At 68.3% G+C, this 20,658-nt stretch carries 15 protein-coding genes and 1 pseudogene; 8 read left to right on the forward strand and 8 right to left on the reverse strand.

All coding sequences use genetic code 11. From position 1 onward, the window contains the following. The first annotated feature begins 29 nt into the window (after nucleotides 1-29). The 3 genes and pseudogenes from ASG59_RS18960 to zwf all read left to right on the forward strand — a co-directional run bounded on the left by ASG59_RS18960 (nucleotide 30) and on the right by zwf (nucleotide 6,602). Nucleotides 30-3,353, forward strand: a complete 3,324-nt coding sequence (locus tag ASG59_RS18960) for an efflux RND transporter permease subunit (RefSeq protein WP_056410856.1) — start codon at nucleotides 30-32, stop codon at nucleotides 3,351-3,353. A 182-nt stretch (nucleotides 3,354-3,535) separates the two neighbouring features. After that, entirely contained in the window at nucleotides 3,536-5,014 is a 1,479-nt protein-coding gene (locus ASG59_RS18965) for an efflux transporter outer membrane subunit (RefSeq protein ID WP_056410859.1), read from the forward strand. 91 nt (nucleotides 5,015-5,105) lie between these two features. Next, nucleotides 5,106-6,602, forward strand: a pseudogene (zwf, locus tag ASG59_RS18970) (glucose-6-phosphate dehydrogenase). Here zwf and ASG59_RS18975 read toward each other — a convergent pair. The 3 genes from ASG59_RS18975 to ASG59_RS18985 form a co-directional block, all read right to left on the reverse strand. Beyond that, entirely contained in the window at nucleotides 6,603-7,379 is a 777-nt protein-coding gene (locus ASG59_RS18975) for a restriction endonuclease (RefSeq protein WP_056410860.1), read from the reverse strand. Between the two features lie 353 nt (nucleotides 7,380-7,732). Next, on the reverse strand, nucleotides 7,733-8,233 hold the full coding sequence (locus ASG59_RS18980) for a MucR family transcriptional regulator (RefSeq protein WP_055889802.1): 501 nt from the start codon (nucleotides 8,231-8,233) through the stop codon (nucleotides 7,733-7,735). Nucleotides 8,234-8,777: 544 nt separating this feature from the next. Then, on the reverse strand, nucleotides 8,778-9,422 hold the full coding sequence (locus ASG59_RS18985) for a class II aldolase/adducin family protein (protein ID WP_055889800.1): 645 nt from the start codon (nucleotides 9,420-9,422) through the stop codon (nucleotides 8,778-8,780). A gap of 323 nt (nucleotides 9,423-9,745) precedes the next feature. Between ASG59_RS18985 and ASG59_RS18990 the strand changes: the two genes are divergently transcribed. The 4 genes from ASG59_RS18990 to ASG59_RS19005 all read left to right on the forward strand — a co-directional run bounded on the left by ASG59_RS18990 (nucleotide 9,746) and on the right by ASG59_RS19005 (nucleotide 13,687). After that, nucleotides 9,746-12,427 (forward strand): bifunctional acetate--CoA ligase family protein/GNAT family N-acetyltransferase, encoded by a 2,682-nt coding sequence (locus ASG59_RS18990; protein WP_056410863.1) that lies wholly within the window; start codon nucleotides 9,746-9,748, stop codon nucleotides 12,425-12,427. Between the two features lie 185 nt (nucleotides 12,428-12,612). After that, nucleotides 12,613-12,822, forward strand: a complete 210-nt coding sequence (locus tag ASG59_RS18995) for a cold-shock protein (protein ID WP_055889794.1) — start codon at nucleotides 12,613-12,615, stop codon at nucleotides 12,820-12,822. A gap of 113 nt (nucleotides 12,823-12,935) precedes the next feature. After that, a complete protein-coding gene (locus tag ASG59_RS19000; RefSeq protein WP_274533844.1) occupies nucleotides 12,936-13,307 on the forward strand; it encodes a DUF6481 family protein in 372 nt (123 codons plus the stop codon). Between the two features lie 182 nt (nucleotides 13,308-13,489). Beyond that, complete coding sequence (locus ASG59_RS19005; RefSeq protein ID WP_055889782.1) at nucleotides 13,490-13,687, forward strand: hypothetical protein; 198 nt, start codon at nucleotides 13,490-13,492, stop codon at nucleotides 13,685-13,687. A 99-nt stretch (nucleotides 13,688-13,786) separates the two neighbouring features. Here the strand turns inward: ASG59_RS19005 and ASG59_RS19010 are convergent, their stop codons facing one another. From ASG59_RS19010 to ASG59_RS19030, 5 genes are all read right to left on the reverse strand, one after another. Next, nucleotides 13,787-14,323 (reverse strand): DNA starvation/stationary phase protection protein, encoded by a 537-nt coding sequence (locus ASG59_RS19010; protein ID WP_056411049.1) that lies wholly within the window; start codon nucleotides 14,321-14,323, stop codon nucleotides 13,787-13,789. 137 nt (nucleotides 14,324-14,460) lie between these two features. Beyond that, nucleotides 14,461-15,351, reverse strand: coding sequence for a L,D-transpeptidase (locus ASG59_RS19015; RefSeq protein WP_056410866.1), 891 nt, complete (start codon nucleotides 15,349-15,351; stop codon nucleotides 14,461-14,463). A 232-nt stretch (nucleotides 15,352-15,583) separates the two neighbouring features. Further along, nucleotides 15,584-16,045, reverse strand: a complete 462-nt coding sequence (locus tag ASG59_RS19020; RefSeq protein ID WP_244475768.1) for a response regulator — start codon at nucleotides 16,043-16,045, stop codon at nucleotides 15,584-15,586. A 17-nt stretch (nucleotides 16,046-16,062) separates the two neighbouring features. Then, complete coding sequence (locus tag ASG59_RS19025) at nucleotides 16,063-17,184, reverse strand: histidine kinase dimerization/phosphoacceptor domain -containing protein (protein WP_056410872.1); 1,122 nt, start codon at nucleotides 17,182-17,184, stop codon at nucleotides 16,063-16,065. Between the two features lie 569 nt (nucleotides 17,185-17,753). Next, nucleotides 17,754-19,091: an MFS transporter gene (locus tag ASG59_RS19030; RefSeq protein ID WP_055889771.1), complete on the reverse strand. Its 1,338-nt coding sequence runs from the start codon at nucleotides 19,089-19,091 to the stop codon at nucleotides 17,754-17,756. 308 nt (nucleotides 19,092-19,399) lie between these two features. On the opposite strand from ASG59_RS19030, the gene cyoA reads away from it, so the two are divergent. Continuing rightward, nucleotides 19,400-20,623 carry a ubiquinol oxidase subunit II gene (cyoA, locus tag ASG59_RS19035; RefSeq protein ID WP_056410874.1) on the forward strand — a complete coding sequence of 408 codons (1,224 nt, stop codon included), beginning with the start codon at nucleotides 19,400-19,402 and terminating at the stop codon, nucleotides 20,621-20,623. Nucleotides 20,624-20,658: the final 35 nt, after the last annotated feature.

Consider the following 20,658-nt stretch of genomic DNA (forward strand, 5'->3'; position numbering starts at 1 on the left):
GGGGAGGGGGACCTGGCGGGTGTTCGTCCGTGAACATCTCCGCGCCCTTCATCCGCCGTCCCATCGCGACCACGCTGCTCACCCTCGGGGTGCTGCTGGCGGGCATCTTCGCGTTCACGAAACTGCCGGTGGCGCCGCTGCCGCAGGTGGATTTCCCCGTCATCCTGGTCCAGGCGACGATGTCGGGCGCCTCGCCGGAGACCATGGCGACCACCGTGGCCTCGCCCCTCGAGCGGCGGCTGGGCATCATCGCCGACGTCACCGAGATGACCTCGACGAGTTCCACCGGCTCGGTGCGGATCGTCCTGATGTTCGGCCTCGACCGCGATATCGACGGGGCCGCCCGCGACGTCCAGGCGGCGATCAACGCGGCGCGCGCGGACCTGCCGACGGCGCTGCGGCAGAACCCGACCTATCGCAAGTTCAACCCGGCCGATTCCCCGATCCTCATCCTGGGGCTCACCTCGGACACGCTCTCGCCGGGCCAGCTCTACGATTCGGCTGCTACCATCGTGCAGCAGAAGATGTCCCAGCTCCCCGGTGTCGGGAACGTCGACATCGGCGGCTCGTCTCTGCCCGCCGTGCGGGTGGAACTCGATCCCACCGCGCTGTTCAACTACGGGATCGGCCTCGAGGGTATCCGTGCCGCGCTCGCCTCCGCCAACGCCAACTCGCCCAAGGGGGCGATCGAGACCGAGAGCCGCCACTACCAGCTCTATGCCAACGACCAGGGCCGGGTGGCGGCGGACTACCGCGACATCGTCGTGGCCTACCGCAACGGCGCCGGGGTGCGCCTCTCGGACGTCGGGCAGGTGCTTGATTCGGTGGAGGACAAGCGCAATCTCGGCCTGATCAACGGCAAGCCGGGCGTCATCCTGTTCATCTACAAGCAGCCGGGCTCGAACGTCGTCGAGACTATCGACGGGTTGAAGGCGGCGCTGCCGCAGGTCCGGGCGGCCCTGCCGGGCGACATCGACCTCACCATCACCGGCGACCGCAGCGCCACGATCCGGGCCTCGCTGGCCGAGACCGAGCACACGCTGATCATCGCCGTCGTCCTCGTCATCGGCGTGGTGTTCGTCTTCCTGCGCTCGGGGCGGGCGACGCTGATCCCCGCCGTCGCCGTGCCGATCTCGATCATCGGCACCTTCTCGGCGATGTACCTGCTGAACTACAGCCTCGACATCCTGTCCCTGATGGCGCTGATCATCGCCACCGGCTTCGTCGTCGACGACGCCATCGTGGTGCTGGAGAACATCCAGCGCCATATCGAGGAGGGCAAGCCGCGGGTCGAGGCGGCGCTGCTCGGCTCGCGCGAGGTCGGCTTCACCGTCATTTCCATGAGCCTGTCGCTGGTGGCGGTGTTCCTGCCGATCCTGCTCATGGGCGGTATCGTCGGGCGATTGTTCGAGGAGTTCGCGGTGACGCTGTCGCTCGCGATCCTGATCTCGCTGGTGCTGTCGCTCACCACGACGCCGATGATGTGCGCCGTCTTCCTCAAGCCCGAAGGCCACCGCGCCGACGGGACGCCGCTCAAGCGCCCCACCCTGCTCCTGCGCATCCTCGAGGGCGGGTTCGAGGCCATGCTGCGCGGCTATGGGCGCACCCTGCGGATCGCCCTGCGCCATCCGCGCGTCGTGCTGCTCGTGCTACTCGCGACCGTCGGGCTCAACGTCTACCTCTACATCATCGTGCCCAAGGGGTTCTTTCCCGAGCAGGACACCGGCCAGATGATGGGCGGCATCCAGGCCGACCAGCGCATCTCGTTCCAGGCGATGAAGCAGAAGCTCGAACAGGCCAGCGCCATCGTCCAGGCCGATCCGGCCGTGGACAGCGTGGTCGGGTTCACGGGCGGGCGCGGCACCAATTCGGCCAACGTCTTCGTCGGCCTCAAGCCCCTCGGACAGCGTGCGCCGATCGGCGAGGTCATCAATCGACTGCGGCCCAAGCTCGCCCGCGTGCCCGGCGCGCGCCTCTATCTCACCCCCCGGCAGGACCTGCGGATGGGCGGGCGCCAGAGCTTCGCCACCTACCAGTACACGCTCCAGGGCGACACCCCCGACGAGCTCTATGCGGTGGCGCCCAAGCTGGTCCAGGCGCTTCAGCGTGACCCGACCTTCGCCGACGTGACCTCCGACCAGCAGGAGGGCGGCCTCGAGAGCCGCCTCGTGATCGATCGCGCGACGGCGTTCCGCTACGGCCTGACCCCCGACAAGATCGACAACACGCTCTACGACGCCTTCGGCCAGCGCGCCGTCTCCACGATCTACAACCCGCTCAACCAGTACCGCGTCGTGATGGAGATCGCCTCGCGCTACCTGCAGTCGCCCGAGACCCTCAAGACGATCTACGTCTCGACCTCGGGCGGCAACGCACGCGGTTCGGCCCGCACCAATGCGGTGGCCGGTACGGTGGCCGGCGACACGGCCGGGCCGGCGGCGGCCGCCGCCGGGACCAGTGCCACCGGGTCGGCCGGAACCGACGCGGCCGCGATCGCGGCCGATCCGGCCAGGAACGCCGCCTCCAACGCCATCGCCGGTGGCCGCAGCGGCGCTTCGTCGAGCGCACCGGTGTCCAGTGCCCGCGAGACCATGATCCCGCTCTCGGCCTTCGCCCGGCTCGAGACCGGCAATGCCCCGGTCCAGGTCAGTCACCAGGGCCTGTTCGTGGCCACCACCATCTCGTTCAACCTGGCGGCCGGCAAGAGCCTCTCGGACGCCACTGTCGGCATCGAGCGGGCGATGGCGGAGATCCGGGCCCCGGCCACGATCCACGGGGAATTCGCCGGCACCGCCAAGACCTTCCAGGCCTCCTCCTCGCGCCAGCCGCTCCTCATCCTGGCCGCGATCCTGGCGGTCTACGCGATCCTGGGCATCCTCTACGAAAGCTACATCCACCCGATCACGATCCTCTCGACGCTGCCCTCGGCCGGGATCGGCGCCCTGCTGGCGCTCCTCGTCTCGGGCACCGAGTTCACGGTGATCGCGCTCATCGCGGTGTTCCTGCTGATCGGCATCGTCAAGAAGAACGCCATCATGATGATCGACGTCGCCCTCGATGCGGAGCGGACGCGGGCGGTCCCGCCCCGCGACGCGATCGTCGAGGCCTGCCTCTTGCGCTTCCGCCCGATCATGATGACAACGCTGGCCGCTCTCCTCGGCGCGTTGCCGCTGATCGTCGCCGGCGGCGAGGGGTCGGAACTGCGTCGCCCGCTGGGGATCGCCATCGTCGGCGGATTGATCGTGAGCCAGATCCTGACCCTCTACACCACGCCCGTCGTCTACCTCTATCTCGACCGGTTGCGCCGGCGCCCGAAGGCTGCGGGCGGCGTCCAGGCGGTACCGGCGGAATGACGGTTCGGTCGATGGCCCGGTTCGCGACCCTCCCCCTGCTGCGGGGCAGGAGCCCCGGCGCATGCCGGGCGGGAGGAGGGGCGGTGATCGATCCCAAGAGGGCGGTTTCGCGCGCTCCCGATCCGTGTCACGGCCCATCCTCCCCGGCAGGGGGGACAGGTCGGCGCGCCCGGCTGGTGCGGATGGCCGCCGTCCTCGCGCTGGCCCTCGCGACCTCCGGCTGCCTCGTCGGCCCCGATTATTCCCGTCCCTCCGTGGAGACGCCGCTGGCGTTCAAGCAGGGTGGGGCCCGCGAGGATAGCGCTGCCCATGTCGCGGGCCGCAAGGGCTGGCGCGCCGCGCGCCCGAACGACGGGGCCGAGCGCGGCGATTGGTGGCGGGTGTTTCGCGATCCCGCCCTCGACCGGCTGATCCGCCTCGTGGACGTGGACAACCAGAACCTGCGCGTCTCGGTAGCGACCTACGATCAGGCCCGCGGCTTCGTCGCCCAGGCCCGCGCCGCCCTGTTCCCGACGGTGATCGGCGCGCCGAGCATCGCCCGGTCCCGATCTTTGGGCTCCGAGCGCACCTCCGTATCGCTCCAGGGCCAGGCTTCTTGGGAGCTCGACCTGTTCGGCCGCATCCGCCGCACCATCGCCAGCGAGGTCGCCACCGCTCAGGCCACCGCCGCCGATCTCGCCGCCGTGCGCCTGGCGATCCAGTCGGAGATCGCTACGAACTACCTGACGTTGCGGTACCAGGATTCGCTGCAGCGCCTGTTGAACGAGACGGTGGAGGCCTACCGCAAGAGCCTCGCCATCGCGGAGAACCAGTACAACGTCGGCGTTGCGGCCCGTTCGGACGTGATCACGGCCCAGACCCAGCTGCAGACCACCCAGGCCCAGGCCATCGCGGTGGGGCTTCAGCGCGCCATCTTCGAGCACGCCATCGCCACCCTGGTCGGCCGCCCGCCCTCGGAGTTGTCGTTGCCGGTCGGATCGCTGCCGACGAGGCCGCCGGCGGTTCCGGTCGGCATTCCGTCCGACCTTCTGGAGCGGCGCCCCGACATCGCCCAGGCCGAGCGGAACGTTCAGGCCCAGAGCGAGCAGATCGGCGTCGCGGTGGCGGCCTTCTATCCCACCGTAACCCTGTCGGCGTCGGGCGGGTTCTCCGGGGTCACCAGCAATGGCGTGTTCTCGGCCGTGAACCAGGTCTGGTCCATCGCCGCCAACGGAAGCCAGGCCTTCTTCGACGGCGGCGCGCGGTCGGCCGTCGTCCAGGTCGCCCGCGCCGCCTACGAGGCCAGCGTCGCCACCTACCGACAAACAGTCCTGACCGCCTTCGGAGAGGTCGAGAACGGGCTTGCCGGCGTGCGCATCCTCGCGCGCCAGCAGGCGGCGCAGGACCAGGCGGTCGTGCTGGCTCGCCGGGCGGTGGAGATCACCCTGAACGAATACCGCGCCGGCACCCAGAACTTCACCACCGTCGTCACCGCCCAGGCCATCGCCCTCAACAACGAGGTCTCCGCGCTCCAGGTACGGCTGAACCGGTTCACCACGGCGGTGTCGCTGATCCGCGCCCTCGGTGGCGGCTGGGACGTGCGCAGCCTGCCGACGCAGGATGCGCTGACCCTCGTCCAACTGCCGATCGACGGCGGTTCGGCGGTGCGGACCGACGAATAGGCGTCGGTCCTCGTCTTCGGGAACGGGGCCGGGCTGCAACCGTTTGACCGGCGACGGTGCCCGTCGCGGCATTCACCGGATGATCGTCTCCATGCAGGACAGCGAAACCCCAGCCACCCCAGGCACGGGGCCGAGCGTGGCCCCGGCCTGTACCCTCGTCGTCTTCGGAGCCAAGGGCGACCTGACGCAGCGCTTGCTGATGCCGGCCCTCTACAACCTCGCCGGTGCCGGCCACCTGCCCGCCGGCTTCCGGGTGGTCGGCGTCGATCACAACGAGAACACCGACGCCGGCTGGCGCGAGGCCCTGACCGAGACGATGCAGGGGCTCACCCGGGACGACACGGCGGAATTCCATCCCGACCGTATCGACGAGGCCACTTGGCGCTTCGTGTGCGAGAGACTGCGGTATCACACCGGCGACTTCGATGCGCCCGAGACCTACCGGGCGTTGGACGGGATCCTCGACGGCAGCGCGATCTTCTATCTCGCCGTCTCGGCCCGCTTCTTCGGCCCGGTGATCGACCATCTCGGGGCGGCCGGTCTCCTCGACGAAACGGATGGCCGCTTTCGCCGCGTGGTGGTGGAGAAGCCCTTCGGCAGCGACCTCGCCTCGGCACGGGCCCTCAACGCCCGCATCCTGAAAAGCGCGCGCGAGGAGCAGATCTTTCGCATCGATCACTTCCTCGGCAAGGAGACCGTGCAGGGCATCCTCGCCCTGCGTTTCGCCAATCGGCTGATCGAGCCGGCCTGGACCGGCGAGCACATCGATTTCATCGAGATCACGGCCGCCGAGACCATCGGCGTCGAGGGACGCGCCCGCTTCTACGAGACCACCGGGGCCCTGCGCGACATGGTGCCCAACCACCTGTTCCAGCTGCTTTGCATGATCGCCATGGAGGCGCCCGCCTCGCTCGATGCCGAGTCGGTGCGGGACGCCAAGGCCGCGTTGATCGCCGCGATCCGGCCGGTACCGGTCGGTGACGCGGTCCGCGGACAATACGGTGCCGGCCGCGAGGACGGCCGACCGGTGCCGGGCTATCGCGACGAGGCCGATGTCGCGGCCGCCTCGCTCACCGAAACCTACGTCGCCCTTTCGCTCGCCATCGATACCCCGCGCTGGCAGGGCGTCCCGTTCTACCTTCGCACCGGCAAGCGGCTCGCCCGGCGCCGGACCGAGATCGCGATCCACTTCAAGCGGCCCCATGCGGAACTGTTCGGGACGGGAGCGGCACCCAACGTCCTGCGGCTCTTCGTCGACCCGGGATCGGGGCTTGCCGGATCCCTCAACGTGAAGCGCCCGGGACCCGCGATGGCCCTCGAGCCGGCCGTCGCCACCCTGAACGGATCGGCCGACGCCGTGCCGGGGGTCGGCTACGAATCGTTGCTGTTCGATGCCATGAAAGGGGACGGCAGCCTGTTCCAGTGAGCCGACATGATCGAGGGCGCCTGGGCGGTGGTCGATTCGCTCATCGCCGCATGGAAGGACGCTCCGGTGGCGGATTATCCCGCCGGCAGCGACGGACCCGTCGCTGCGGATACGCTTCTGAGCCGTCGGGGCCACGCCTGGACACCCTTGCCGGCGGAGTGATCAACGATCCTGCGCCACCGCGCGGCGGATCGCCGACAGGTCGAGGTCGGTCAGGTCGTCGTGGTGCAGGAGGAGCACGTCGGTGGCCGCGGCGAGCTTGCGCGCCGCGGGCGTGAAGCCCGCGTTCGTGACGACCGCCGCGAGGTCGCCCGACCAGTACCGCGCCGCGCAAGCCGCCTCCTGCACCGCCGCGTTGCCGATGGGCCGGCCATGGCGCTTGCATTGCACCACGAGGCGAAGCCCGTCCCTTTCCGCCACGATATCGGCGCCCTGGTCGCCGCTGGCCGGGGTCGTGCGCGCCTGCCAGCCCGCCGCGCGCAGGCGCCCCGCGCAGTGGCGCTCGTAGGCGATTCCCTCCTCGGGGACGTCGGTCTCGTCGGGCAGGTCGACCCGTTCGGCCACCGCCTCGACGACCTCGAGGATCTCGGCCCAGCGCGCCTCGCCCTCCTCGCCGAGCCCGCGCGCCTCCAGGCGCGGCAGGATCGTGCGCTCGGCGAAATACGCGCGCTCACGCTGCCAGCCGTCGCGGATCGTGTTGCCGTAGGCGTCGACGAAGCACTCCTGCCGTCGGCGAAGGGCCAGGGTGCGGGCATGGGGCGAGGCGATCCGCCGGACGAGGCGGCGCAGGCGTCGCGGCCGGTCGAGATGGCGCAGCAGGACCAGCGCGAGGCCCACTCCGGTCGCGGCGACGGCCGGCATTCCCCAGACGAACGCGGCGGCGGCTCCGATGACGGTGGTCCAGAACAGACGGGTGACGAGGGACGATCCGCCTGACATGACACTCCCGCAGCAAGCCTGTCGGCTTCCCCCGCGGGTTGCCCGACGACGCGTACCTGTCGAAGGAGATCTCATGCGCAGCGTTGCATCGGCGCTAACGCAAGACGACCGCGTCTGGGGACAACGGGCCGACGATCGGCGCGCCGGGAAGCCCGTCATCGCGGCGGGATCGTGAAAACGCCAATTCGTTCAAAGGGGATATGCCGGCGCCGCCGAGCGCGGACGACCGCTCGGCAAGGGGCGCCTTTCCTGTGGACATCGTCCGGAGCCGCTTCTGTGGCGACGCTCCGGACCGGCCCCGCTCACCCCCTTGGGGAGGTGTCTGCAGCCGCCGAGCCGAGGTGCGTGGATGGTCAGGCCGAGGCCGTTGGCTTCGCGCGTCGCGCGCGCACCGGCGCATCGGGTGCCGCCGGTGTACCTTCCGTGGCTACGGGGGCGCGGGATTTCCGGCGCTGCTGGCCGAGCCCCATGTTCTTGGCGAGCTCCGACCGAGCCGCGGCGTAGTTCGGAGCCACCATCGGATAGTCGCTCGCGAGGTTCCACTTCGCGCGATACTCGTCCGGGGTCATTCCGTAGCGTGTCCGCAGATGCCGCTTGAGGGATTTGAACTTCTTCCCGTCCTCCAGGCACACGATGTGATCTGCCGTCACCGAGCGCTTGACCGACACCGCGGGGGTGAGCGGCTCGGGCTTCTCCTCGACGATGTCGCCCGCCAGGCGTGCGAGCGTCCCGTGGACCAGCGCGATCAGGGCGGGCAGTTCGACGATCGGAACCGAATTGTTGCTGACGAAGGCCGAGACGACGCCGGCTGCAAGCTCGATGTAATCCGCTCCCGTATCGATCTCGGCCTTCATTCTCAACTCCCGATAGTATTTTGTATACAATCTTTGGCCCGTATACGGCATCGAAATACGATGCGATGGCAAGCCTAGCGACAGCGTCTGTTCGATGCTCCTAAGATGTTCCAATTCAGAGCGCAAGAGGCGTAATATGAGGAATTGCGACTGTATTCTCTTTGTAAATGGAGGGTGGATCCTGTCGTGAGGCATCGTCATCGCCACACCATGCGGTCTGTGTCGATTTGTTGCATCGACGTGAACAACCCTCGGTGCCGATCACCGTGTAGCCATATCCCCACCTGGGCACTGCCTGATTTTCAAAGGTGGAGCGCCGGCTATCCATGGTCGTTGTTTGACAACTTGAGGTAGAATTTACCCGCCCCCAGATGTCGGGTCGGCGCGACGTGCCGCAACGTCCCGGCACCGCAACCCTCGGGGCGAGGCCGGGGATCGCCCGGTGCATGCAAGGTCGAGGACCGCAACTCTGGCGTCCGGGGAACCGTGTCCCGGTGCGGTCGGTCCTGATGGCCGTCGACGCGACCGGGCCTGTGGCGCCCGCCTATGCCGGGTCGCGGTGACGCGGTCCGTAGGACCTGAAGCGGTCGACCGTGCGGGCGATCTCTTCGTCGGGCAGAACGACCGGAGCCCCGACCTGCAGGGCCACCGCATACTGGCGGCACAGGGCCTCCATCTCGACGGCGAGCCAGAGCGCCTTGGCCAGCGTCGGGCCGGCCGCGATCATGCCGTGGTTGGCCAGGAGGCAGCCGTTGCGCGCCTCCATCGCCGCCACGGCGTGGTCGGACAGCGCCTGGGTGCCGTAGGGCGCATAGGGCGCGCAGCGGATCGTCGGGCCGCCGGCCGCGGCGATCATGTAGTGCACGGCCGGGATCGACCGACCGCAGATGGCGAAGGCGGTGCAATAGGTCGGGTGGGCGTGGACGATCGCTTCGAATTCCGGGCGCGCCGCCAGGATGTCGCGATGGAACCGCCATTCCGAAGACGGCGCCAGGGCATGGTCGTGGGTGCCCGCCATCGTCATCGGCACGATATCCTCCGGCCGCAGGGCGTCCGCGGCGATGCCGGAGGGTGTCACCAGGAAGCCGTCGCCGTGCCGCACGCTGATGTTGCCGGCGGTGCCTTGGCTGAGGCCGCACGCGATCATCTCGCGCATCGCGCAGACGATGGATTCCCGGACCTCGACCATGGCTGCTCCGGCGCGGGCCCGGGCTGACGATCCACCCGGAACCCGACGCGCATCCGCGCCTTAACGCACCGAACGCACGAAGGGGAGGGTCTGCGATGGCAGCCGGATGGATCAGTCTCGATGAAGTTGCGCGCCAACGCGCGATCAGCCTGGAAGAGGCGCAGGATCTCGTGATCCGGATGAGGTGGCCCTGCATCTTCCGGCTTCAGGAGACGCTCGTTCTGCCCGGTCTCTCGGCGTCCTGACCGACCCGACTCCCCGGAGCCCTTGCCTGCCCGGTGCAGGCGGGCGAGGGTCCGGCCCGGGCACGGGCTGACGAATCGATGAGTACATCCAGGTTCGACGCCCTGCTCGCGCCGCGATTCGTGGTCGTGGCGGTCGCCGATGAGACATCGGCCGCGCTCGGCCGGGGCATGGTCGCCAATCTACGGGCGAGCCAGTTTCGCGGCACGATCTCGATGGTGGGGGGAATCGTCGGCGACACGCAGAGCGTCGCGTCCTTCGCCGAGCTCGAACCTCCCGATCTCGTCCTGATTGCCGCTCCGCCAACGGCCGTGCCTCGTCTGGTCGCGGAGGCCGGAGCGTGCGGCGCCAGGGTCGCGGTGGTGCTGACCGCAGACCGCGACGACGTCTTGTGCCGGGACGTCTGGGCTGCGGCCAAACCCTACGGGCTGCGGATCGTCGGCCCTGGCAGCATCGGCTTGTCCTCGCCGGCGGCCTGCCTCGATGCCAGCCTGTTCTCGAGAGCGCCCTCCGCGGGCGACCTGGCCCTGATATCGCAATCGGGAACGGTCGCGGCCGGCATCGTGGCTTGGGCCGCCAAGCGTGCGGTGGGTTTCTCGGCGGCGATCACTCTGGGCCAAGCCTGCGATATCGACGTCGCCGATTGCCTCGATTATTTTGCCGGCGACATTCACACCCGCGCGATCCTGCTGTCCATCGACGTGGTGCGGGACGCGGGCAAGTTCATGTCGGCGGCCCGCGCCGCGGCTCGGGCCAAGCCCGTGGTGGTCCTGCGCACCGGCCGGCATCCCGCCGCGATCACCGCCGTTGGCCCCGCGAGCCTCACCCACACCGGTGCCCTCGCGCGGCCGGACGCGGTCTACGAGGCGGCCTTTCGCCGGGCCGGCCTGCTCAGCGTCGGCAATCTCGATGCGATGTTCTCGGCTGTGGAGACGTTGGGCCGGCAACGCCCGTTTCCGGGACGTCGCCTGGCCATCCTCGCCAACGGCTACGGCATCGGGGCGCTCGCCGCCGATCAGCTCGCCGATGGTGGTGGCACCTTGGCGCCGCTGGAGGCCAATCCGGTCGATCTCGGGATCGGGGCGAACGCGCCCCACTACGAGACCGCCCTGTCGCCTCTGCTGGCCGACCCGGCCGTCGACGCGATCCTCGCGATCCATGTCCCCACGGCCCGCTCCGACAGCGCAGCCGTGGCCGAGGCCATCGCGGCGACGGTGACGACGGCGCGAAGCCGCGAGGGCCGCAGGAAGCCGGTGTTCGCAGTCTCCCTCGGCGAAGACGAGGCGGCGCTGGCGGCCTTCGCCAAGGCGGGCATCCCCCGCTTCTCCACCGATTCGGATGCGGTGCAGGGTTTCCTGCATCTCGTCCGCTACCGGGAGGCGCAGGACGACCTCATGCGCACGCCCGACTCGCTGCCGCGGGACTTCCTGCCCGACAGGGCGCGGGCTCGCACCCTGGTGGAAGCGGCTCTGACGGAGGGCTGCACCTGGCTCGATCCCGTCTCGGTGGCGGGTCTCCTTGCCGCCTACGGCATCCCAAGCCTGCCCGTGACGCTGGCGCCGGACGCGGAGGCCGCCGCCGCCGCCGGCTGGGCGATCATCGCAGCCGGCGGCACCGTCGCCCTGAAGCTCGTCTCGCCCGATATCGTCCACAAGTCCGACGTCGGCGGCGTGCGCCTCGACCTGACCAGCGAGGCCGACATCCGCGAGGCCGCCGCCGCCATCGTGGCCGGCGTCAGACGCTCGCGCCCCGACGCGCGGATCACCGGCTTCGCCGTCCAGCCGATGGTGAGGGCGGGCAAGCAGCGCGAGTTGATCGCGGGCCTCGCCGAAGACCCCGTCTTCGGCCCGGTCGTCGTGTTCGGCCGCGGCGGCACCGCGGTGGAGGTCATCGACGACAGGGCGCTCGGCCTGCCGCCCCTCGATCTGCGTCTGGCGCAGGATCTCATCGACCGCACCCGTGTCGCCCGGCGCCTGGCCGCATACCGCGACGTGCCGGCGGTCGACCGCCATGCGCTGGCCCTCGTCCTCGTCAAGCTCGCCCAGCTCGCCGCCGACCTGCCGGAGGTGCGCGAACTCGACATCAACCCGTTGCTGTCGGATGCCGATGGGGTCGTCGCCCTCGACGGCCGGGTCATGATCGCGCCGCAGGTCGTCCGGGCCGGCGAGCGCCCGCGCGGGGCCCATCATCCGCGTTTCGCCATCCGCCCCTATCCGGTGGAGTGGGAGCGATCGATCGCCCTGAAGGGCCGCGCGATCCGGGTGCGCCCGGTGCGGCCGGAGGACGAGGCGCTGTTCCACGACTTCTTCGCGCAGGTCAGCGCCGAGGATCTGCGGCTGCGCTTCTTCGCGCCCGTGCGCGACTTCAACCACGCCTTCCTGGCCCGCCTGACCCAGCTCGATTACGCCCGCGCCATCGCCTTCGTGGCGCAGGAGGCGCAGACCGGGACGATGCTGGGTGCCGTGCGGCTCCACGCCGACGCCAACCATGTCGCGGGCGAGTACGCGATCCTCGTGCGCAGCGACACGAAGGGGCTCGGCCTCGGCCATGCTCTCATGAGGATGATGATCGACTGGGCCAGGACCGAGGGGCTCGAGCGGATCGAAGGGTCGGTGCTGCGCGAGAACCGCCCGATGCTGGCGGTCTGCCGCCGCCTCGGGTTCACGACCAAGGCCGACCCCGACGATGCCGGGGTGATGAAAGTCGAGCTTGTTCTTAAGGCATTCGTCAATAAATCCGCCGTCTCCGATCCTCGGCCGTAAAAGGTTTGCAAAATCGATCCCGAAAGGCTATGTCTGTCAGACTGATTTGCGCCAGGTTTTCGGTTTTGCGGCCCCAAAAGGCCGGTTGTCCGTCTCTCTCTCTCAACATCGGTAAAGCGGACGAAGCCTGCGCAGATCCCGCGCGGGTTGTCCGAGAACTATGCCCGCAAGGGCGAAGGATGATTATGGCTGTCGGTACTGTTAAGTGGTTCAACGAGCAAAAGGGTTTCGGGTTCATCCAGCCGGATGGCGGCGGAAACGATGTTTTCGTGCACATCTCGGCTGTCGAGCGCGCCGGCATGCGTGGCCTCGCTGAGGGCCAGAAGGTTTCCTACGAGATGGAGACCGACAAGCGCAGCGGAAAGCAGTCCGCCGGAAACCTCCAGTCCGCTTGAGCCCATCGGGCCTCCGGGCCTGACGTCTCGAAGGCCGCTCTCCCCCACGGGAGAGCGGCCTCCTTCGTTTTCCAGGGCAGGCCATATGCCGGCTCTCCAAACCAGGACCCTGTGTGAGCCAATTCAACGAAAACTCGATGACCGATCGCCTCAAGGCTCAGGCCGAGGCCCGTGAGGCTGCGCTTGCGCGCTTTCGTGCCCGCCCACCGGCGGACGATCCCGAGGTCGTGGCCCGGAAGGCCGAGCGCGCCGCTGTGGTCCGTGAGCGCGAGATCCGCGTCGCCGCCCGCGAGGCTGCCCGCCTCGAGATGGAAGCCCAGCGTGTGGCCGAGGCCGATGCCGAGCGCGAGCGTCTTGCCGCCGCCGCCGTGCAGGAAGCCGCCGACAAGATCGAGCGCGCCAACGCCGCCCGCCTCGAGCAGAAGGCCCAACGCGACGCGCGCTACGCTGCCCGGAAGGCGAAGGCCGGCAAGACCCGCAAGTAGGACCAATTCCCTGGAGGGTCGACCCGCCGCTTGCGTGGCGCGTCGGCCTCGAAGGGCGGGACCCGCGTCCCGGTGGTCCAAGGGCAGGGGATGGCGCGACCTCTGCCGAATCAGGGCGGCGCTGGCTGTCCCGCCCAAGGGATCGGCCAGAGCCGTATCCTCACGATAAGGAAGAGATCGACATGTCCCATAAATTCAAGCTCGGCCAGCGTGTCCGCCGTTCGCGGATCGGCTATGCCGACGCCAAGACCGACACGGGGGACGTGTTCGAGATCGTCCGGCTCGTGCCGGAAGACCAGACCGGCGAGCCGTTCTATCGGATCAAGTCCGGCACCGGCGAGCGGGCGGTACGCGAAGGCGAGATCACCCCCGCCGCGTGAGCGGCCGGGGCACTCACCGTGTCCCGTGAAAAAGGCCCCGCGTCCCATCCGGACGCGGGGCCTTTTTCGTGTCGAAAGCGATCGGTCACTCGCGTCCGATCAGTGGCCCGACTGCGTCGCCGTGCGGGTGATCTCGTAGAGGAACCAAGTGCGACGCTCGGCCTGGTCGATCCATTCCTCGAGGAGGCTGGTGGTCGACACGTCCTTGTGCTCGTCCGTGACCTCGTGAAACTCCCGCATGTTGGCGGCGAGCGACTTGTTGTCGTCGCGCAGTTCCGCCAGCATGTCGATCGGCGAGACGTACTCCGCATCGTTGTCGGCCAAGCGCGACTTCGCCTTGGCCTCGCCGAGCGAGCGCAGGGTGGTGCCGCCGATCTTGCGGGCACGCTCGGCGACATCGTCGGTGATCGCGAAGATCTCGTCCGACTGTTCGTCGAGGAGCAGATGGTAGTCGCGGAAATGCGGCCCGCTCATGTGCCAGTGAAAATTCTTGGTCTTCAGATAGAGGGCGAAGAGGTCCGACAGCAGAACCGTCAGCCCTTCGGAAATCACCTTCGTCGCCTCTGGCGACAGGTCGGTGGGAGTGTTGAGGCGATCGGATTCGACGCGCGCCCGCGCAGGATTGCTCTTTGCCATGATGCCTGGATCTCCGTGACGGGCGAGCACCATCCGGCGACGCCCCTTCGTGTCAGGGGAAATCCGGTCGGCCGGTCCTAGGTTCCGCTTCCGGACAGTACGCCTCAGGGCCCGGCCCAGCTCCGACCCGCCGGCCGTCAGCCCAAGACCACCACACGAGTCCCGATCTCGACCCGGCCGTAGAGATCGATGACGTCCTGGTTGATCATGCGGATACATCCGGACGAGACGCTACGGCCGATCGATTCCGGCTCCAGCGTCCCATGGATGCGGTAGAGCGTATCCTTGTTGTCCTGCCAGAGGTAATGGGCTCGCGCACCCAGCGGATTGCGCGAGCCGCCCGGCACGCCGAGCCCGCTCTGCAGCTGCGAGACCTGGCGCGCCAGTTTCGGGGTGCGGGCGATCATCTCCTTGGGCGGATACCAATCCGGCCAAGCCTGCTTGGAATTGACCGTCGAAATGCCCGACCAGGAAAAGCCCTGCTTGCCCACGCCGACGCCGTAGCGGCGGGCGCGACCGTTGCCCTGGACGAGGGTGAGATGATGCGCGCGCGGATCGACCAGGATGGTGCCCGCCGGTTCGCGGCCGGTGTAGGCGATGTCCTGGCGCAGGAAGGCCGGGTTCATGCGCTTGTAGTTGAAGGCCAGGACCGGGAACGGCTCGTCCGGGATCGCGGCATAGGCGCGGGCATAGTCGATCGGCCCGTTGTCGAGGGGCCGTGCAGCCGCGATCTTGTCCGCCGGCCTCGGCTCGGCGACCCTCCGCCGGGGGGCTGCCTCGGGCTCGAACTCCGGCGCCGAGGGAGCCGGCGCGGCGGTGCGCTCGCCGTAGGGAACGTAGGTGCCGCCGCGGCGGCGATACAGCCGTCCGGCTTCGTCGCGGTAGAGGCGGTCGTCGTCGAAGGGCGGGTAGCCGTCGATGCCATCGGGGCCGACCGGACCGCCCTGCCCGAAGGCGGGGAGGGCCGCCATGGTCAGGAGGCTGGTGGCGGCACCGGAAAGGAGTGCACGGCGACTGGGATCGGTCATCGGAAATTCGTCATCGGTCAAGGGGTGGTCCGCGAGCGCCGCTCGGCGAACACATGCTCCTGCGGGGCGTAGCAAGGCGAGGCGACCTCGTCACGCCGGAACGGACCAAAAGCCGGGCTCCTCGGTATCCGCCGGCGCTTTTCGAAGAACACCGTGACCGAAAGGGCAACGCATCGACGTTCGCGATGTCCGATGTGCGAACGGTATCTCAGAACGGCAGGCCGCAACGGCTTCAGAACTGCGCGCCGCGGTCGCTTCCAGATTGCGGTCGCCGGAACGACTCGAGGTGGGCGTCGTACGAGGGTGCGACCCGAAGTCCGAGGGGCCGTTTCGCTTCGGGCGGCGGGCGATGCACGCATTCCTCGATATAGCGCATGCTCTCCTCGATCACGCCGACGGAAAAAGGCTTCGCGATGACGGCAGCGGCCCCGTCGCACTCCTCGTCGAGATCGGCGGCGTTGGCGGTGACGAACACGATGATCGTCCCTTCGATCGCTCTGATCGCGTCCACCACGTCGAGCCCCGACGAGCGCCCCCGCAACCGCATGTCGACGAACACGACGTCCGGACGTGTCCTGTGGGCGTCGGCGATGGCCTCCTCGGCGGAGAAGGCGGTCGCCACCACGATATGCCCGGCATCTTCCAGCAACATCTCGAGCTGCATCTGGATGACGGCCTCGTCCTCGACGATCATGACGCGCAGGGGAGTGCTCACGCGGTGTTCCTGCTGTCCGCCGCCTCACGCGGCAGGCGGATGTTGATCCGGGTCCCGGGATCCGCGGGCTGCCAGGCGATACTGGCGTTCAGTTGACGGGCCAGGGTCTCGATCAGCCGCTTGCCGAAGGTCCTGCGAACGGGCGCCTGCGTCGACATGCCGACACCGTCGTCAATGATGGTAATCCCGAAATAGTTTCCGTCCGGTCTCACAGCCACCGACAGCCGGCCGGGGCGCTGTTCCGGGAAGGCATGCTTGAGGGCGTTGGTGATGAGTTCGTTCATCATCAGGGCCACCGGCGGCGCCTTCTCCACCGGCACTTCCACCGGTTCCAGGTCGAGATGGAGCGACAGGTCCGGGCGTCCGGACCCGTTGATGAGGTCGGTCACCAGCTCGCGGGCGAATTCCGCCACGTCGAAACGCTCGACATTGTGCGACTGGTACAAGCGCTTATGGACGGTGCCGAGGGCTTCGACGCGGCTGAGCATCTGCTCCATGGCCGCCCGCGCCGTCGGATCGGTGATGGTGCGGGTCTGCATGGTGAGAAGCGAAGCGACCATCTGGAGGTTGTTCTTGACCCTGTGATCGACCTCGTGGACCAGCATCGTCTTGGCGGCGAGAGCCTCCGTGAGGTCGGCGGTCCTCCGGGCGACCTCGCGCTCGAAGCGCTCTTTCTCGGCCTGGATCCGGGCCTGCGCTTCGACCCGGTCCGTCACGTCGAGCTGCGAGGCGAAGAAATAATGCAGGTCGCCGGCCTCGGTGACGACGGGGCTCAGATAGAGCGCATTCCAGAACGGGGTGCCGTCCTTGCGGTAGTTCAGGAGGTCGATGGCGATATCGCGGTTGTCCTGCACCGCGTCGCGGACGAGGGCGACGGCGCCCATGTCCGTATCCTCTCCCTGGAGGAAGCGACAGTTACGGCCCATGACCTCGTCCCGCCCATAGCCTGTCAGGTTCAGGAACGCGTCGTTGACGAAGACGATGGGATTGTCGTCCTGGCGCGGGTCGGTGATGATCATCGCCATCCGGGTGGCCCGGACTGCCGCCGCAAAGGGATCTGCTTTGCCGTGCTCGGTCGCGAGCCGATCAGTCAGGTGCCAAGCCTCTGCGGATTCCATGTGATCGATCCTTTCTCCGTCCCGCTGTGGAAACCTCCAAGACGCACGGGGATAATGCCGAGCTTAACTGGCAATCCTGAGAAAGGTTCAACGTCGTTTTCGTGAGCCTTTGCGCAACGGGACCGTGATTCAGGCCAAGGATTACGGCCGACAGGTATGGTCGATTTGCGTAACTGCAACCCCTGTCGTCCGGCCGTTTGCCGACTGACGAGCGATGAATTCGGTCCGCATGCGCGGATGATCTGGAAGCGACCGGCCATTCATCGCGAGAAGGGAAAGCGGAGATCGCCACCGTCGCTACGAAGGCGATGTTCGTCGAATGCGGAAGGCTATTGGACGAGGCGCCGCGTCGACCCCCGAGACGGGATGGCCTCGACCATGGGGCGAGGTCTGCGGAGGGTCGATGCAAGACCCGCGTAGCGAAACCATCCGCAGGCCAACGCCGAAGACCGCGAACGAACGATTGCGGAAAGATGATGCAATAGCGTCGTTCGTGTCCCAGAGTCTTCAGACGTGAGCACCACGACTCGAAAGGGGTGACGCTCAGCACGGCATCAGGCAATCCGCCGTCAGCGCGCACGCATCTCCGGCGTGTTGAAGCGGACCGCCGCCAAGGTGCAGATCGCGCCCGAGAGCAGGTAGAGGCCGATGCAGGCGAGGCCGAACCTGCTCGACAGGCTCAGCGCCACCAGGGGTGCGAATCCGGCGCCGACGAGCCAGGCGAGGTCCGATGTGAGGGCCGCGCCGGTGTAGCGGTAGCGGGCCGGAAAGTTCGAGGTCGCCGCACCGGTGCTCTGCCCGTAGGAGAGGCCGAGCAGGGCAAAGCCGACGATCACGTAGATCGTCTGGCCGATGGCGCTCTCCTCGAACAGGAGCGGCGCCACGATGCTGGCGAGCGCGAACAGGCCGACGAGGCCGGCGGCGAATTCCAGCAGCCGCCGGCGGCCGATCTGGTCGGCGATGATCCCGGAGGCGACGACCGCCCCGGCGCAGACCATGGCGCCCACGAACTGCACCATCAGGAACTCGCCGGCCGAGCGCTGGGTGTAGAGCACGATCCAGCTGATCGGGAACACGGTCACGAGGTGGAACAGCGCGAAGCTCGCCAGCGGCACGAAGGCGCCGATGAGGATGACGCGGCCGTTGACCCGCACGACCTCCGCCACCGGCGTCGGCAGCAGTTCGCTCTGGTCGAGGAGCATCGTGAACTCCTCGGTCGCGATGAGGCGCAGGCGCGCGAACAGGGCGACCACGTTGACCGCGAAGGCCACGTAGAACGGGTAGCGCCAGCCCCAGTCGACGAAGTCGTCGGTGGAGATGTTCATGAGGAAGAACGCGAACAGCAGGCTCGCCAGCATGAAGCCCAGCGGTGCCCCGAGCTGCGGGATCATCGCGTACCAGCCGCGCCGCTCCTTGGGGGCGTTGAGCGCCAGGAGCGAGGCGAGGCCGTCCCAGGCGCCGCCCAGCGCCAGTCCCTGGCCGATCCGGAAGGCGGCCAGCAGCAGGATGGCGGTGACCCCGATCTGGTCGTAGCGCGGCAGGAAGCTGATCGCCGCCGTCGATCCGCCCAAAAGGAACAGGGCCGTCGTCAGCTTCACGCCGCGACCGTGCCGGCGGCCGATCTCCATGAACAGGAAGGTGCCGAAGGGCCGCGCGACGAAGGCCAGCGCGAAGATCGCGAAGGCGGCCAGCGTGCCCTGCAGCGGCTCCAGGAACGGAAAGAACACCTTGGGGAACACCAGCACCGAGCCGATGCCGTAGACGAAGAAGTCGAAGTACTCCGACATGCGCCCGATCACGACGCCGATGGCGATCTCGCCCGGTGCCACCTTGTGATCGTCGTTGGTAGTCTGCCGCACGTCGCGCTCGAGGGGCGTGGAGGTGGGCAGGGCTCGGTCTGCGCTCATGGGACGCCATCGCTCGCGTGACTGATTCGGCGGCCCGCCGTAGCGGCCCCGTTTCGGAACGCTTATGCGGCAGCCTGATCGTGCGTCAAAGCGCAGCAAGATGCGTCGGGGTGAAGCGGTGTCATGTGCTCGGCCCCGGGTGCTCCGCCGCGAGTCGCGTCTCCGCCATGCCGGTCATGCGCCGTCGCGCCGCGGGCTCGGGGCTTGCGCACCGGGACTTGCGGAATGACGTGTTGCAGCGCAGGAAACCCCTCGCCCGGTGCCCTCGGCGCCAAGGTTGCCGCTCACGCTCGATGACCAGAGATCGGATGTTCCCCAGATCCAAGCGCGACCTGTCAAGGCGCGGCCCCGTGCGATGCCTCGCGCTCGCGGCCCTCGCCGTTGTGCTGTCGGGCTGCAACGTCGTGCTGATGCAGCCGTCCGGCGACATCGCCACGCGCCAGCGCGACCTGATCCTCGCCTCCACCGGCCTGATGCTCCTGATCATCGTGCCGGTGATCGCGCTGACCGCGCTCGTTGCCTGGCGCTACCGCGCATCGAACACGGAAGCGACCTACGATCCCGACTGGCACCATTCGACCCAGCTCGAAGTGGTGATCTGGGCGGCGCCTTTGGCCATCGTCATCGCCCTCGGCGCGCTGACCTGGATCAGCACCCACACCCTCGATCCCTACCGGCCCCTGGACAGGCTCGACGCCAAGCGCCCGCTGCCGGCCGATGTTAAGCCGATCACGGTGGAGGTCGTCGCCCTCGATTGGAAATGGCTGTTCTTCTATCCCGATCAGGGAATCGCCACTGTCAACGAGCTGGCCGCTCCCGTCGACGTGCCGATCACCTTCAAGATCACCTCGGCCAGCGTGATGAACTCGTTCTTCATTCCCGCGCTCGCGGGCCAGATCTACGCCATGCCCGGCATGGAGACGAAGCTCCACGCCGTGATCAACAAGGCCGGGATCTTCGACGGCTTCTCCGCCAACTACAGCGGCTCCGGCTTCTCGCGGATGAACTTCAAGTTCCACGGCCTCAAGCGCGAGGCGTTCGACGAATGGGTCGCCAAGGTGAAGGGCGAGGGCAAGCCCTTGAGCCGCGACGCCTACATCGCCCTCGAAAAGCCGACGGAGGCCGAGCCGGTCCGCTATTTCGCGTCCGTCGAGGACGGGCTCTACAAGGCTGCGCTCAACATGTGCGTGCTGCCGGGCAAGATGTGCATGCACGAGATGATGCACATCGACGCCATGGGCGGCGCCGGCAAGGACAGCCAGGCCAACCGCGACCGCCTGCGCTACGACAACCGCCACGCCGAGCAGGGCGACGAGGCCGTGGGCGCCACCTTCCCCGCCTCCGGGCGCGAATCGCGCGACGGTCACAAGCCCCAGGGCGTGACCTCGGGCGGCTCGCGCGACGGCTCAGGCAAGGACGAGCCCGGCCAGGACAAGTTGGAAAAGACCAATCCGCATCAGGGTCACTCACCTGGCATGAACCATGGCGGCCACAACCACGGCGGCTCCGCCCCCGCCCAGTTGAACAACTGACCACACGTCGCGGACACCAGCGAGCGAGACGATCG

The sequence above is a fragment of the Methylobacterium sp. Leaf466 genome (genome assembly GCF_001425565.1).
In the GTDB taxonomy this organism is placed as follows: domain Bacteria; phylum Pseudomonadota; class Alphaproteobacteria; order Rhizobiales; family Beijerinckiaceae; genus Methylobacterium.